The sequence below is a fragment of the Raineyella fluvialis genome, from assembly GCF_009646095.1.
GTDB classification, from domain to species: Bacteria; Actinomycetota; Actinomycetes; order Propionibacteriales; family Propionibacteriaceae; genus Raineyella; species Raineyella fluvialis.
Genome location: NZ_CP045725.1, coordinates 1834310 through 1847747 on the forward strand (window position 1 = coordinate 1834310; position 13438 = coordinate 1847747).

The following is a 13438-nucleotide window of genomic DNA, read 5'->3' on the forward strand; positions in this document are numbered from 1 at the left end:
TCCTTTCGGAGACGACGGATGTCGGTCTCGCGAGTCTCTCCGCCGGCTCACCGGGCAACGCGTGCCCGGGGCCGACCACACCATCCGGTCGAGCCGTACGGAGTCGGACCGTACGTGCGCGACGTGTTGACGTCTGATGTGTCGGGATACTCCCCCACGAATACTGTCGACCGTAGCAGGGCGGCCCCGGGGGAGGGAAGCGAGCGTTCCCGCGGGAACGCCTCAGGATGACGTTCCCGCGGGAACGTCATGCGGAACGTTCCCGCGGGAACGTCCGACGGCTCGAGCGGTCAGGCGGTCAGGCGGTCGAGAGGTCAGGCGGTCAGGCGGTCGAGAGGTCAGGCGGTCAGCAGGGCCAGGGTGACCAGGGCGATGCTGAACACCGCCTCGGCCAGCCCCAGTTGCTTGGGCGTCAGCCGCAGGCCACCGTCCCGCATCGGTCCGACGAGGGGCAGCACGAGCGAGCGTACGGCGGTGGCAGCGAAGAAGATCGCCCAGCCGACGTGCGCTCCGCCAACCATGACGGCCAGGATCGCCCCCGCCGTCGCGGCGAGGTGCCAGCCGACGGAGAGGGCCAGGAAGCCCGCGTTGCCGCGTTCGCGGATCATCGACTTCACGAAGAAGACCGTGCCGCCGAAGTACCCCAGGCACACCAGCGTCAGGCCCAGCGCCCGGGCGACCGGCGCGGTGCCCCAGCCGTCGAGCACGGTGAGCGGGGACGCGAAGCGGGCCACCAGGACGACCAGGGCCGCGGCCGCCACCGTCAGCAGGCCGCCGAGCAGGGCCCGCTCCCGCCGCCGAGCCGCCAGGACGAGGGCGATCGCCAGCACCGGGACGAAGGGGACGGCCCAACCGACCAATCCCGGCCCCGCGAGCCACCAGGTGAGGATCCCGAGGGCCCCCGCGAGGCAGGCGTACGTGACGACCGGGCGCAGGTAGCGCGACTGGCGGCGCGACTTCAGCCACAGCGAGGTGGCGTGGAAAGCGAAGTAGCCGACCAGCCAGAACACGCCGAGGACCACCGCGTACGCCGCCCCTGCCCGTCGTGGAACCGCTGCCAGGTGCCGAGCAGCCACGGGATGGTCACCATCGCCCAGGCGCCGTGCTGGTTGGGGATCCAGCCGCCGGACGTGAGGCGGGGCCGGTGCCGGCGGGTCGCGGTGGCGGAGGTACTCATCCCGCCATTAGACCCCGAGAAGCCTGGAGAAATGTGGCCGGGGTCCGGGCTTCTCCCGTGAGCCCGCTCACTGGGCCCGGACACTCCGGGTGACCAGGTAACTGCGGTCCCGGGTTACGATCTCGGACGGGCCGACGTCGCGGCGCAGCGTCGGCAGGTAGGGGAGGTGGGCGTTGTAGACGCACCACAGCTCGCCGCCGGGACGCAGCGCCCGGGCGGCCGTACGGATCATCCGGAACGCCGGTGCGGAGTCCTTCGCTGTCCCGACATGGAAGGGCGGGTTGCACACCACCACGTCGAGGTCGCCCTCCGGCCAGTCGGCCAGGGCGTCGGCGCGGCGGACGGCCACCTCCACGCCGTTCGCGGCGGCGGTGGCGGCGGTGGACCCGACGGCCGCCCGGGAGGTGTCGACCCCCGTCACCCGCCAGCCGTTGCGGGCGAGGGTGGCGGCGAGGATGCCGGATCCGCAGCCCAGGTCCACGGCCCGATCCGCCCCCGCCGTCGGACGCAGGTCGATGATGCTCTCCAGCAGTTGGCGGGTGCCGAGGTCGAGCCGGTTGCCGGCGAAGGTCGCTCCGTACGCGACGACACTCAGCCCGAACTCGTCCAGCGCCGCCGTCCGCGGCCAGGTCGGCTCGGCCTCCCGGACCTCCGGGCGCGGCGCGGCGGCGTGCAGCACCCGGCACTTGCGCACGCCGAGGCTCGCCCGGACGTCCCCGAAGTGGGCTGCCAGCACCTCGTTCATGCCGCGGGTCATGTGCTTGACCCGGGAGCCGGCCACCACCCGCACGTCCGGATGGCAGTGTGCGGCGACGTTCTCGGCCAGTTCGTCGAGGGCGTTGAGATTGGCGGGCAGCCGCAGCAGCACCAGCCGTACGTCGGCCAGTCGCGGGTCGGACCACGTGTCGACGACGTCCGCGGTCGCGGGGACCTCCGTCTCATCCGTCAGCAGGTCGCTGCGGTGCAGGACCGTACGCCCCTCGGTGGAGAGGTCGTCGGCCAGCGCGGTCGCCAGCGCCGGCGCGTCGAGGACCAGGACGGGCCCTTGCTCGTCGTCGACGGCGGAGGCTTCGGCGAGGATCAGGTCGTCCACGGCATCGAGGGTGTGCACGGCCCGAGCCTAATCCCGAGCAGGGGGAAACCCGGGCCTGCCCAGCCGGTGCGTGGGCCGGGGCGTTGGCCCCGGATGGAGCCGTTCCCGAGGGAGGTAGCCACCCTGCAAACCCCTCGGAGTCGAGCGCTAGGGTGCTGCCGTGGCGGGCGAAGTCCTTGAGGTCCATGTCATAGCCGACTCCACGGGGGAGACGGCGGCTCGTCTTGCCCGCGCGGCGCAGGCCCAGTTCCCCTCCCGACGCTTCCGCATCATCCGCCACCCCCGGATCACCTCGGTGGAGGGGTGGTCTCGGTGGTCGAGAGCCTGAAGTCGCGCACGGCCGACAAGATCGTCATCAGCACGCTGGTGAACCCCGACCTGCGTGACCTGGTCGGGCGCGGCTGCGACGGCCTGGGCATCCGCCACTCCGACCTGCTCGGCCCGACCCTCGCCGCGATCGAGGAGATCACCGGCACCGAGGCCGACCTGGTCCCGATGCGCCCGGTCAATGTCGAGGCGGACTACTTCACCCGCATCTCCGCGATGCAGTACGTCATCCAACTCGACGACGGCCAGCACCTGGAGTCGATCGGCCAGGCCGACATCGTCCTGCTCGGCGCGTCCCGCAGCGGCAAGACGCCGCTGTCCATGTACCTGGGCTACCTCGGCTACCGGACGGCCAACGTCCCGCTGGTGCTCGGCATCGACCCGCCACCCCAGTTGGCCCTGGTGGACCGCTGGCGTCTCGTCGGGCTGACGATGGACCCGGAGCGCCTGGTGGAGATCCGCCGCGAACGGATCGGGCGGCTCGGCATGGGCACCGGGCTGCGCTCCCGCAAGGACGGCTACGCCGACCTCGCCCGGGTGTACGACGAGGTCGACCAGATCGTCGCGATGGAGCGTCGGCTCGGCGCCGTGGTGGTCAACACCACCTCGGTGGCCCTGGAGGAGAACGCCGCCAAGATCATCGAGATCGTCGAGCAGCGGGCCCAGCAGGCCGGCGGCCACCTGCGCGACATCCCCGGCGAGCCGCGCGCCACGCCCAGGGCCGCGCCGCCGCGGCTGACGCCGACGCGTCCGCCGGCCACCCCATGACTGCCTCGCGAGGGGCATGGTCCGGCGCTCCCCTAGAGTGCCGATCACCGGTTGACCACCGGGCTGAACCGTCGCCGGACATCGAGGTCCGACACGAACGAGGAGAAGTTGATGACTGATCAGGCCCCACAGAGCCGCTACATCTACGACCTCGCCGAGGGCAACGCTGAAATGAAGCCGCTCCTCGGTGGCAAGGGCGCCGGTGTGGCCGAGATGTACCGGATCGGGGTTCCGGTCCCCGATGCGTTCACCGTCACCACCACCGCCTGCGTCGAGGCCATGAAGACCGGCCAGTGGCCGGCGACGCTCTGGGACGACATCGTGGCCGCGATGCATCGCCTCGAGGAACGTACGGGTCGTACGCTCGGCGGCGCGGAGAAGCCCCTCCTCGTCTCGGTGCGCTCCGGCGCCGTGCAGTCCATGCCCGGCATGATGGACACGATCCTCAACCTGGGCATCAACGACACCTCCGTCGAGGCGCTCGGCGCCGAGGCGGGCAACCCGCGCTTCGCCTGGGACTCCTACCGGCGTTTCATCCAGATGTACGGCGAGGTCGTCGAGGGGATCGCCCCGCACATCTACGAGGACGCCCTCACCGCGATGAAGCAGGCCAAGGGTGCCGCCAGCGACACCGACCTGACCACCGAGGACCTCCAGGAGCTGGTCGCCGAGTTCAAGCGGCTCTCCACCGAGGCCCTCGGCGGCGCCTGGTCGACCGACCCGATGGAGCAGCTGCGCCGCGCCGTCGACGCCGTCTTCAAGTCCTGGAACAACCCGCGCGCCGAGGTCTACCGCCGCGCCAACAACATCTCCGCGGCGATGGGCACCGCCGTCAACGTGATGCAGATGGTGTTCGGCAACATGGGTGAGACCTCCGCGACGGGTGTCTGCTTCACCCGCAACCCCTCCACCGGCGCCAAGGAGCTGTACGGCGAGTTCCTCACCAACGCCCAGGGCGAGGATGTCGTCGCCGGCATCCGTACGCCCCGGCGGCTGGAGGAGATGGAGCAGGTGCTCCCCGACGCCTACCACCAGCTCCTCGACACCATGGAGCGGATGGAGAAGCACTACCGCGACATGCAGGACATGGAGTTCACCATCCAGGACGAGAAGCTCTACATGCTGCAGACCCGCAACGGGAAGCGGACGGCGCGGGCGGCGATCAAGGTCGCCGGGGACCTGGTGGACGAGGGCATCATCGACAAGACCGAGGCCGTCCGCCGGATCGAGCCCAGCCAGCTCGACCAGCTGATGCACCCCGGCATCGACCCCGAGGCCAAGCCCGAGGCGGTCACCGTCGGCCTGAACGCGTCCCCGGGTGCCGCCGTCGGCTCGGTCGTCTTCGACGCCGACACCGCCGAGGAGCGTGGCAAGGCCGGCGAGGACGTCGTGCTGGTGCGCTGGGAGACCACTCCGGACGACATCCACGGCGTCATCCAGGCGCAGGGCGTGCTGACCTCCCACGGCGGCATGACCTCCCACGCGGCCGTCGTCGCCCGAGGCATGGGTCGGCCCTGTGTCGCCGGCGCGCACGAGCTGTCGATCGACGCCGCCAACAAGGTGTTCAGCATCAACGGCCGGACCTGGCACGAGGGCGACATCATCTCCATCGACGGGTCGACCGGTGAGGTGTTCGACGGGGCCGTCAAGCTGATCCCGCCGTCGATGAGCGAGGACTTCGAGCGGATCATCAGCTGGGCCGACGAGGTGCGCTCGCTGACCGTCCGCGCGAACGCCGACAACGGCCCGGACGCGGCCAAGGCGCGGGAATTCGGCGCCCAGGGCATCGGTCTGTGCCGCACCGAGCACATGTTCATGGACGAGGTCCGGCTGCCCGCCGTGCAGCGGATGATCCTCGCCGACAACGAGGCCGACCGGGCCGCCGCGCTGGAGGAGATCCTCCCGCTGCAGCAGTCCGACTTCGAGGCGATCTTCGAGGCGATGAGCGGCCTGCCGGTCAACATCCGCCTGCTCGACCCGCCGCTGCACGAGTTCCTGCCCGGCCTGGTCGAGCAGAACCTCAAGGTGCAGGCGCTGCAGCTGAAGGGTGCCCCGGCCGAGGAGCTGGCCAAGGAGGAGGCGCTGCTGGCGCGGGTGAAGAAGCTGTCCGAGGCGAACCCGATGCTCGGCACCCGCGGCTGCCGGCTGTCGCTGCTCTACCCGGAGATCCCGGACATGCAGACGAAGGCCATCGTCCGCGCCGCCATCGCCGTCAAGCAGCGTGGCGGGGACCCGATCATGGAGATCATGGTCCCGCTGGTCGCCTACCCGGAGGAGCTCAAGCGCCTGCGCGAGATCATCGTCCGGGTGGCGGATGAGGAGATCGCCGCCGCCGGGGTGTCGCTGGACTACACCGTCGGCACGATGATCGAGCTGCCCCGCGCCGCCCTGGTCGCGGACCAGATCGCCGACTACGCGGACTACTTCAGCTTCGGCACCAACGACCTGACCCAGACCGGCATCGGCCTGTCGCGCGACGACGCCGAGGGCTCGTTCCTCAACGCGTACATCGACAACGACATCATCCCGGCCAACCCGTTCGCCCAGATCGACCGCGACGGGGTCGGGGAGCTGGTCCGCATCGGTGTCGAGAAGGGTCGGAGCAAGAAGCCCACGCTGAAGACCGGTGTCTGCGGCGAGCACGGTGGTGACCCGGAGTCTATCGAGCTGTTCAACGAGATCGGCATGAACTACGTGTCCTGCTCTCCGTTCCGCGTCCCGATCGCCCGCCTCGCCGCCGCGCGTGCGGCCCTGGGGCAGCAGGCCTGACGGCCGTCCGCGTCCGGGCGACGCAGGTGTCGTGGCGCCGTCCTACCGGGGAACCGGTGGGACGGCGCCACTGCGCGTCTCCACCTCGGGCCTCCGCGACGCTCCACCGCCCGGTCACCACGTCGGGCCAATCCCCGGCATCACTAGGATCACCCGGGTGGACACACTGACCTACGCGGCACGGACCGACAAGGGGCCGGTGCGCCCGGAGAACCAGGACGCCGTACTGGCGGACCCCCCGGTCTTCCTGGTCGCTGACGGTATCGGGGGCAGGCGGGTGGCGCCCTGGCCAGCCGGGCCATCGTCGAGGAGTTCCGTACGCTGGCCGGTCGCGAGCTCGACGTCGACACGGTGTCCGCGACCGTACGGGCGGCCCATCAGCGGGTCATGGGTCTCCATGACGACAATCCCGGCGCGGGGAGCACTCTGTGCGCCGTCGTCGCGGTGCACGCCGAGGACGAGGACCGCTGGATGGTGCTGAACGTCGGCGACTCGCGCTGCTACCTCGTCCACGGCGAACCGGGGGAGCGCACCCTCACGCAGGTGACCGTCGACCACTCCCTGGTCCAGGAACTGATCGACGCCGGCGTCCTCGACCCGGCGGACGCCGAACTGATGCCCCTGCGCAACGTCATCACCCGGGCGATGGGATCGGAGCAGGAGTCGGAGGCCGACATCCGGCTGTTGCCGATGGTTCCCGGGCAGCGGCTGATGCTGTGCAGCGACGGACTGGTCAACACAGTCCCGATCGATGAGATCCGCGACGTGCTGATCAGTCGCCCCGAGGCGGAATCGGCCTGTCAGACCCTGCTTGATCTCGCGTTGGGTTACGGTGCACGTGACAATGTGTCGGTAGTGGTGGTCGATGTACAGGATGGGCGATGACTGATCAGGACCCGCAGCAGACCAGCGGCCCGGAGGGTGGCGAGACGATCGGCTCCTGGCGCGTCACGTACGCGCCGGGTGACTGGGTGGCGCTCGCGGGCCCGGACGCGCTGGTCGTGATCCCGCCTGCCCCGGCGCGGGTGACGCAGTTCGTCACCGCCTTGTGGGAGAGCGTGGTGCCGACCGCCTCCATCGACGCCCTGGTGAGTGAACTCGGCCGCGTCGGTGTCACCGAGATGCCGGACATGGCCGCCCTCTTCTGGGACGCCGGGTCCATGCACAGCCTCGTCCGGGGCCGGCTGCAGATCGTGGACGCCACCACGGGCGACGTGATCGCCAGCGGTGAGGGTGTGCGGACGTGGAGCGAGACCGGCCTCGGCGACGTACGCTCCGTCCGCGTCCAGGCCACCGACGCGGGTCCGATACCCAGCGATGTCCTGCACCTGCCGCTGGTCGTCGGCGTGGTGCAGGCGCACTCGTTGCTGGTCGAGGCGAGCCCTGACCGGCTGGTGGCCTCGCCCGTCGCCCCGCCGCGGGTGGCCCAGGCGCCGCAGGAGGCATCCCTCGCCGAGGGGGAGACCGAGCACGGGCAGGTGTACGACCCGGTGCATCCGGAGAGCGACGAGCCCGGCTACCACCACCACGGCGCCGCAGCGGCCGGCGTGGGTGTCGCTGCCGGCATGGGTGTCGCTGCCGCCGAGGCAGCGGCGGCGCCGACACCGGCAGCCGTCCCCGACGCCGCGACCCAGGTGCTCTCCGGCGGCGCGCCCGAGGCGGCGACCCAGCTCATCGGCTCGTCCTCCCCCGGGGCGGACGCCGAGCGTACGAATGAGGGGCCCAGTGTCGAGCCGGCACCGGTGATGGCGCTGTTGCGCCCGATCACTGGCGCACCTGTCGCGGTCGACCGGATGGTGCTGATCGGGCGGGCGCCCAGCCCGGACCGCGCCGGGCCGGGGGTCGTCGCCAAGCTGATGACGGTGCCCAGCCCGTCGCACGACATCAGCCGTACCCACGTCAAGGTCGAACCGGTGGGGCGTACGGTCCAGGTCACCGATCTGCACTCGACGAACGGGACGGTGCTGATCACCGGCCCGATCGGCGGGGATCCCTCGCTCGCCGGACAGCGTCACCAACTGGTGCCGGGCGAGCCGGTGGCCGTCCAGCCCGGGTGGATCCTCGACCTGGGGGATGGCGTGACCATCCTGATCGACCGCGCCTGACGATGCCCGAGCAGCGGCACCGCGTGGATCGGGGGTCCGGCAGGGATCCTTGCGGGAAGCCAATCTGGAGCTGATCACCCGGCACGTCTTCGCGCACGGTGAGGACGGCAACCCGATCTCGCGGGCCCGGCTGGCCGAGGAGACGCGGATGACCCGCTCGACCTCGTCACGCCTGGTCGACGCGCTCATCGAGGGACGCATCATCGAAGCGCTCCCGCCGGTCAACACGGCCGGCCGGGGACGCCCTGCCGTCCCGCTCATCCCCGCCCACAACTCCTACGTCGGCCTCGGCATGGAGATCAGCGTCGGCATGCTCGCCGCCCGGCTCGTCGATCTGTCCGGGCGGGTCCTCGCCGAGAGTCTCGACGAGGGGTCGCTCGCGGGAACCGAGCCGAGCAAGGTGTTGCGCCACCTCGGGCTGATGGTCCGCGAGATCCTCGAGGACATGGGGCCTGAGCTGGTGCTGGCCGGGGCGACCCTGTCCCTGCCCGGACTGGTCGACCGGGCGGCCGGGCGCCTGCTCGTCGCCCCCAACCTGGGTTGGGCGGACCTCGCCCCCTACCCGTTCCTCGCGCCGGTGATCGGGCCGGGCGTCGACTTCCACATCGGCAACTCCGCCGACCTGGCCGCCCGGGTCGTCGCCCAGTCGCGGCCGGGGCGGCCCGGGCCGTGGCCGAGTTTCGTCTACCTGCACGGCGAGATCGGCGTCGGGGCCGCCATCCGGCTCGACGGCCGCGAGTTCCTCGGCGCCCACGGATGGGCGGGAGAGATCGGCCACATGACGGTCGACCCGGCCGGGCCGCCGTGCCGATGCGGATCGCACGGGTGCCTCGAACAGTACGTCGGACGGCTGAGCCTCCTGCAGGCCGCCGGCCTGCCTCCACGCACCTCCATCCACGCGGTGCTCGGACGCCTCGAGGCGGGTGAACCGGTGACGGTGGCCGCCGTCGAGGCGGCCGGCCATGCGCTCGGGTCGGTGCTCTCCGGCGTGGTCAACCTGCTCGACCTGCCGACCCTCGTGCTGGGGGCGACCTGGCGGTCATCGGTGAGCACCTGCGCGGCCCGATCGCCCTGGAGATGCGCCACCGCCTGCTCTCCGACCCACTCGCCGCGCCGGAACTCGTGCTGGCGCCGGTGGGGTCCGCCCCCTCCGCCACCGGCGCGGCGTACGAGGCCCTGGACCGGGTGATCCTCGATCCGGCGCGCTGGCTGCGGGGGGATGCCGGCGCCGCGACCACTGCCTCCGCCGTCGACGCAGACGCGGACGCGGACGCGGACGAGGGGTAGGACCGGTGGGCGCCCGCGCCGGACACTGGGTAGCCTGAGGCCATGCTGCTGTCGGACGGCGATATCGCCAGGGAAATCGAGTCGGGGCAGATCCGTCTGGATCCCTTCGACGCGGAGATGATCCAGCCGGCCAGTGTCGACGTCCGCCTGGACAAGTTCTTCCGGATCTTCCAGAACCACCGCTATCCGAACATCGATCCGGCGGTCGAGCAGGCCGAGCTGACCCGGCTGGTCGAGCCCGAGGGGCCGGACGAGCCGTTCATCCTGCATCCCGGCGAGTTCGTGCTGGCCTCCACCTACGAGGTCGTCACCCTCGGCACGACGCTCGCCGCGCGGCTGGAGGGCAAGTCGTCGCTGGGGCGGCTCGGTCTGCTCACGCACTCCACGGCCGGTTTCGTCGACCCCGGCTTCAGCGGGCACGTCACCCTGGAGCTGTCGAATGTGGCGACCCTGCCGATCAAGCTGTGGCCCGGGATGAAGATCGGACAGTTGTGCTTCTTCCGGCTGTCCTCACCCGCGCTGGCCCCGTACGGCTCCACCAAGTACGGCTCGCGCTACCAGGGGCAGCGCGGTCCGACGCCCAGCCGCTCCTACGTCAACTTCCATCGCACACCGATCGACTGACGTCACGGGGGCCCAGCGGCACGGCCGGCGGCGTGGGCTGAGCCGTCCGCGCCGGAGAGATCCGCGACCCGCTGCCCATTGATCCGCTGGCGGGACACCCGCAGCAGCATCGCCGTGCACGCCGCGACACCCTCGTCGGTCGTTGCGGAGGTTTCGCCCAGGTGACTGGGGGAGCCTGCCTGGATGGAACCGAAGCGCCAGGCGTTCACCTGGGGTGCGAGGATCGTCGGGTCGATCAGCCACTCCCTCTGGTGACTCTCGGCGATGGCCGCGAGATCGGCGGCCAGGCGGGCGTCGAACAGATCCCTGCGCTCCCGCAGTAACGGTCGCAACTCCTCGTCCTGGACCCCGTACTGGGCCAGGGCCAGCGCGACAGGCCCGCGGACCAGGTCAGCCGTCTGCTGGGCGGCCAGGTACGTGGCCAACGCCTCCTCGTACGTGCCGCCGACGGGGACGGGACGTCATGGGGGACCATCCGGCGCTCGATGAGTTGACGGATGAAGTCGCGGCGACTGGCGAACGCGTAATGGAAGGACGCCAGCGGCATCCCCGCCTCCGCCACGACGGCACGGGTCGTGGCCCCCTGCATACCTGTGCGGGCGATGACCCGCTCGCCGGCCTGCAGCAGCAGTTCGCGGCGCTCGTCGATGCGCATGTTGGGCATGTCGGACTCCTCGGACCTCGGCCCCCAGCCGTGGAATCAACGCTTCTCGAACTCTTCCGCAGTGGAAGTTGGGTTGATCTTTCCACGGCTGATCGGGCCTGAACAGATGTTCCACCGACGTGTCGAGGTCCTCGTACGTGACACGACCTCGCCTCGGGGGTCGCCGCCGGTCTACCGTGTCCGGGTGTCACTCCTCCACGCCCTCGTGATCGTCGTGGCCGGCCTGGCCGCGGGCACCATCAACACCGTGGTGGGGTCCGGCACACTGATCACCTTCCCGACGTTGCTCATCCTCGGCTACCCGCCCGTGGCCGCGAACATCTCCAACAGCCTCGGTCTCAGCTTCAGCGGTCTCACCGCCGCCCAGGGTGCTCGCGACGAGATCCCCGCGGTGTGGCCGTTGGTGCGGCTCATGCTGCCGGTGCAGCTGCTGGGATCGGCCGTCGGGGCAGGCCTGCTGCTCGTCCTGCCACCGGAGGCGTTCACGGCGATCGTGCCGGTGCTGATCGTCCTCGCCGCAGTGCTGGTCATCTTCGGGCGGCGGATCAACGGCTGGCTCGGTGCTCATGAGGTCGACGCGCCGCTGGTCGGGCGTCGGCGCGTCGGGCTGCTCCTCGGTGCGATGGGCACCGGGATGTACGGCGGCTACTTCGGAGCGGCTCAGGGTGTGCTGCTGATAGGACTTCTCACTGCCCTTACCGGCCTGTCCCTGCTGCGGATCAACGTGGTGAAGAACATCCTGGTCCCCGCCGCGAACTTCCTCGCTGCGCTGGTCTTCATCGTCATCGCGTGGCACCAGGTCCGCTGGGGGCCGCCGCCCTGCTGGCGCTCGGTGCCCTCGGGGGAGGCTGGCTGGGGGCCCGCATCGGCCGGCGCCTGTCGCCGACGCTGTTGCGGGTGTTCATCGTGGCCGTCAGCGCGGTGGCCGTGGTGAAGCTGGTGTGGTTCAGCTGACACCCCCCTCGGCGGGGGCCTCGGCCAGGACCTCACGACTGCGGGACATCCCCAGCCGGGTGGCCCCCGCCGCCACCAGTGCCTTGGCCGTCGCGTAGTCCCGGATGCCGCCCGAGGCCTTGATCCCCAGCCGATCGCCCACCGCCAGCCGCATCACCCGGACGGCGTGCACACTCGCCCCACCGCTGGGGTGGAAGCCGGTGGAGGTCTTCACGTAGTCCGCCCCGGCCCGTTCGCAGGCGCCGCAGGCGGCGACGATCGCCTCGTCCGGCAGGGCGGCCGTCTCGAGGATCACCTTGAGCACCACCGGGGCGGGGACCGCTTCCCGGACCGCGCGGACCTCCTTCTCCGTGTACGCGTCACCCCCGGCCAGCAGCCGGCCGATGTCGATCACCATGTCGATCTCGTCGGCGCCGGCCGCCACCGCCGCAGCGGCCTCGGCAGCCTTGATCTCGGGGAATGCTGCCCGGAGGGGAAGCCCGCGACGGCCGCGACGTGCAGCGCCGGAGGCCGGACCGGCAGCGGCAGGCGTGAGGGGGACAGGCAGACCGACCAGGTCCCCAGCAGCCGTGCCTCCTCCACGACCCCCGCCACGTCGGCGTCGGTGGCCGTGGGGGAGAGCAGGGTGTGGTCGATCATCCGCGCCAAGGCGTCCCGTGTCAGCTCCATGGGATCAGGTTGGCACACCCCACCGACACCCGCCGGGTAGGTTGGCCGGTACGCGTACGCCCACCGATCCCCCAGGACTGCGATGCTCCTCGTCGACCCGCCGTTGTGGCCAGCTCACGGCACCCGGTTCTCCCACCTGGTGTCGGACACCTCGCTGGCCGAACTGCATGACTTCGCCGACCGCATCGGACTGACCGCGAGGGCCTTCGACCGGGACCACTACGACCTGCCCGCCGGCAGGTACGCGGATGCCGTGGCCGCGGGAGCCCTCGAGGTCACCCCCACCGAGGTGGTTCGTGCCCTGCGCCGGGCGGGTCTGCGCCGCACCAAGCCGCAGGTCCTCGCCGCCGCCCGCCGCCGCGAGGAGCGCCTGCTGGCGCAGTGGGAGGGGCTGCTCCCGCGGGCCCCCGACCTCGGCGTCGACCTACTGGGCCGATGGTCGGAGCCACACCGGCGCTACCACACCCCTCAGCACCTGGCCGAGATGCTGCGGGCGATGGACGAGGTGGTCGCCGACCTGCGCCATCACGGCGATCCGGGACGGCCCGTGCGGCTGGCGGCCTGGTTCCACGACGCCGTGTACGAGGGCCGGCCGGGCGAGGACGAGGAGGCCTCCGCGGTGCTCGCCGAGCGGTCCCTCGACGGTCTGGTGCCCGCCCGTGAGGTGGCGGAGGTCGCGCGCCTGGTGCGGCTGACCGCCGCACACGTGGCCGAGGACGACGATCCGGTCGGCGACGTCCTCCTCGACGCGGATCTCGCCATCCTCGGCGCCGACGACGCGCGCTATCTCGAGTACTCCCGCCAGATCCGGGCCGAATACCACCACGTGACGGCCGAGGACTACCGGCGGGGCCGGCTGGCCGTCCTGGCGCACCTCGCCGGGCTCGATCCGCTGTACCGTACGCACCCCGCGCGGGCCTGGTGGACCGATCCCGCGCGCCGGAACGTGGCCGAGGAGCAGCGTCGGCTCGAGGGTGCGACCGGGCGGGAGTAGCGGGTGA

9 protein-coding genes and 5 pseudogenes are annotated in these 13438 nt (G+C 71.3%); 8 read left to right on the forward strand and 6 right to left on the reverse strand.

Annotation, left to right across the window (positions count from 1 at the left end; genetic code table 11):
* Positions 1-338: 338 nt before the first annotated feature.
* The 3 genes and pseudogenes from Rai3103_RS08310 to Rai3103_RS08320 all read right to left on the reverse strand — a co-directional run bounded on the left by Rai3103_RS08310 (position 339) and on the right by Rai3103_RS08320 (position 2288).
* Positions 339-1076: a YwiC-like family protein gene (locus Rai3103_RS08310; protein ID WP_239022333.1), complete on the reverse strand. Its 738-nt coding sequence runs from the start codon at positions 1074-1076 to the stop codon at positions 339-341.
* A 5-nt stretch (positions 1077-1081) separates the two neighbouring features.
* A pseudogene (locus tag Rai3103_RS19030) lies at positions 1082-1177 on the reverse strand (hypothetical protein); the annotation flags it as partial.
* Between the two features lie 67 nt (positions 1178-1244).
* Positions 1245-2288: a class I SAM-dependent methyltransferase gene (locus Rai3103_RS08320; protein WP_228488796.1), complete on the reverse strand. Its 1044-nt coding sequence runs from the start codon at positions 2286-2288 to the stop codon at positions 1245-1247.
* Between the two features lie 142 nt (positions 2289-2430).
* Between Rai3103_RS08320 and Rai3103_RS08325 the strand changes: the two are divergent.
* The 6 genes and pseudogenes from Rai3103_RS08325 to dcd all read left to right on the forward strand — a co-directional run bounded on the left by Rai3103_RS08325 (position 2431) and on the right by dcd (position 10150).
* Positions 2431-3365 (forward strand): annotated as a pseudogene (locus Rai3103_RS08325) (pyruvate, water dikinase regulatory protein).
* Positions 3366-3476: 111 nt separating this feature from the next.
* A complete protein-coding gene (ppdK, locus tag Rai3103_RS08330; protein ID WP_153572207.1) occupies positions 3477-6134 on the forward strand; it encodes a pyruvate, phosphate dikinase in 2658 nt (885 codons plus the stop codon).
* A gap of 276 nt (positions 6135-6410) precedes the next feature.
* Positions 6411-7019, forward strand: a pseudogene (locus Rai3103_RS08335) (PP2C family protein-serine/threonine phosphatase); the annotation flags it as partial.
* The gene (locus Rai3103_RS08340) at positions 7016-8239 is read left to right on the forward strand and encodes an FHA domain-containing protein (RefSeq protein WP_153572209.1); all 1224 of its coding nucleotides are present in this window, start codon (positions 7016-7018) and stop codon (positions 8237-8239) included. The pseudogene Rai3103_RS08335 and the gene Rai3103_RS08340, both read left to right, overlap by 4 nt.
* A 49-nt stretch (positions 8240-8288) precedes the next feature.
* A complete protein-coding gene (locus Rai3103_RS08345) occupies positions 8289-9428 on the forward strand; it encodes an ROK family protein (RefSeq protein ID WP_153572210.1) in 1140 nt (379 codons plus the stop codon).
* 140 nt (positions 9429-9568) lie between these two features.
* A complete protein-coding gene (gene dcd / locus Rai3103_RS08350) occupies positions 9569-10150 on the forward strand; it encodes a dCTP deaminase (protein WP_153572211.1) in 582 nt (193 codons plus the stop codon).
* A 2-nt stretch (positions 10151-10152) separates the two neighbouring features.
* Here dcd and Rai3103_RS17715 read toward each other — a convergent pair whose 3' ends face one another.
* Both Rai3103_RS17715 and Rai3103_RS19035 read right to left on the reverse strand, forming a co-directional pair.
* Complete coding sequence (locus Rai3103_RS17715; RefSeq protein ID WP_228488797.1) at positions 10153-10575, reverse strand: hypothetical protein; 423 nt, start codon at positions 10573-10575, stop codon at positions 10153-10155.
* A gap of 77 nt (positions 10576-10652) precedes the next feature.
* Positions 10653-10814: pseudogene (locus tag Rai3103_RS19035) on the reverse strand (TetR family transcriptional regulator); the annotation flags it as partial.
* A 184-nt stretch (positions 10815-10998) separates the two neighbouring features.
* Between Rai3103_RS19035 and Rai3103_RS08365 the strand changes: the two are divergent.
* On the forward strand, positions 10999-11748 hold the full coding sequence (locus tag Rai3103_RS08365) for a sulfite exporter TauE/SafE family protein (protein WP_228488798.1): 750 nt from the start codon (positions 10999-11001) through the stop codon (positions 11746-11748).
* Between the two features lie 12 nt (positions 11749-11760).
* On the opposite strand, the pseudogene deoC reads toward Rai3103_RS08365, so the two are convergent.
* Positions 11761-12437: pseudogene (deoC, locus tag Rai3103_RS08370) on the reverse strand (deoxyribose-phosphate aldolase).
* Between the two features lie 82 nt (positions 12438-12519).
* Between deoC and Rai3103_RS08375 the strand changes: the two are divergent.
* Positions 12520-13431: a DUF4031 domain-containing protein gene (locus Rai3103_RS08375; RefSeq protein ID WP_153572214.1), complete on the forward strand. Its 912-nt coding sequence runs from the start codon at positions 12520-12522 to the stop codon at positions 13429-13431.
* The last annotated feature ends 7 nt before the right edge of the window (positions 13432-13438 follow it).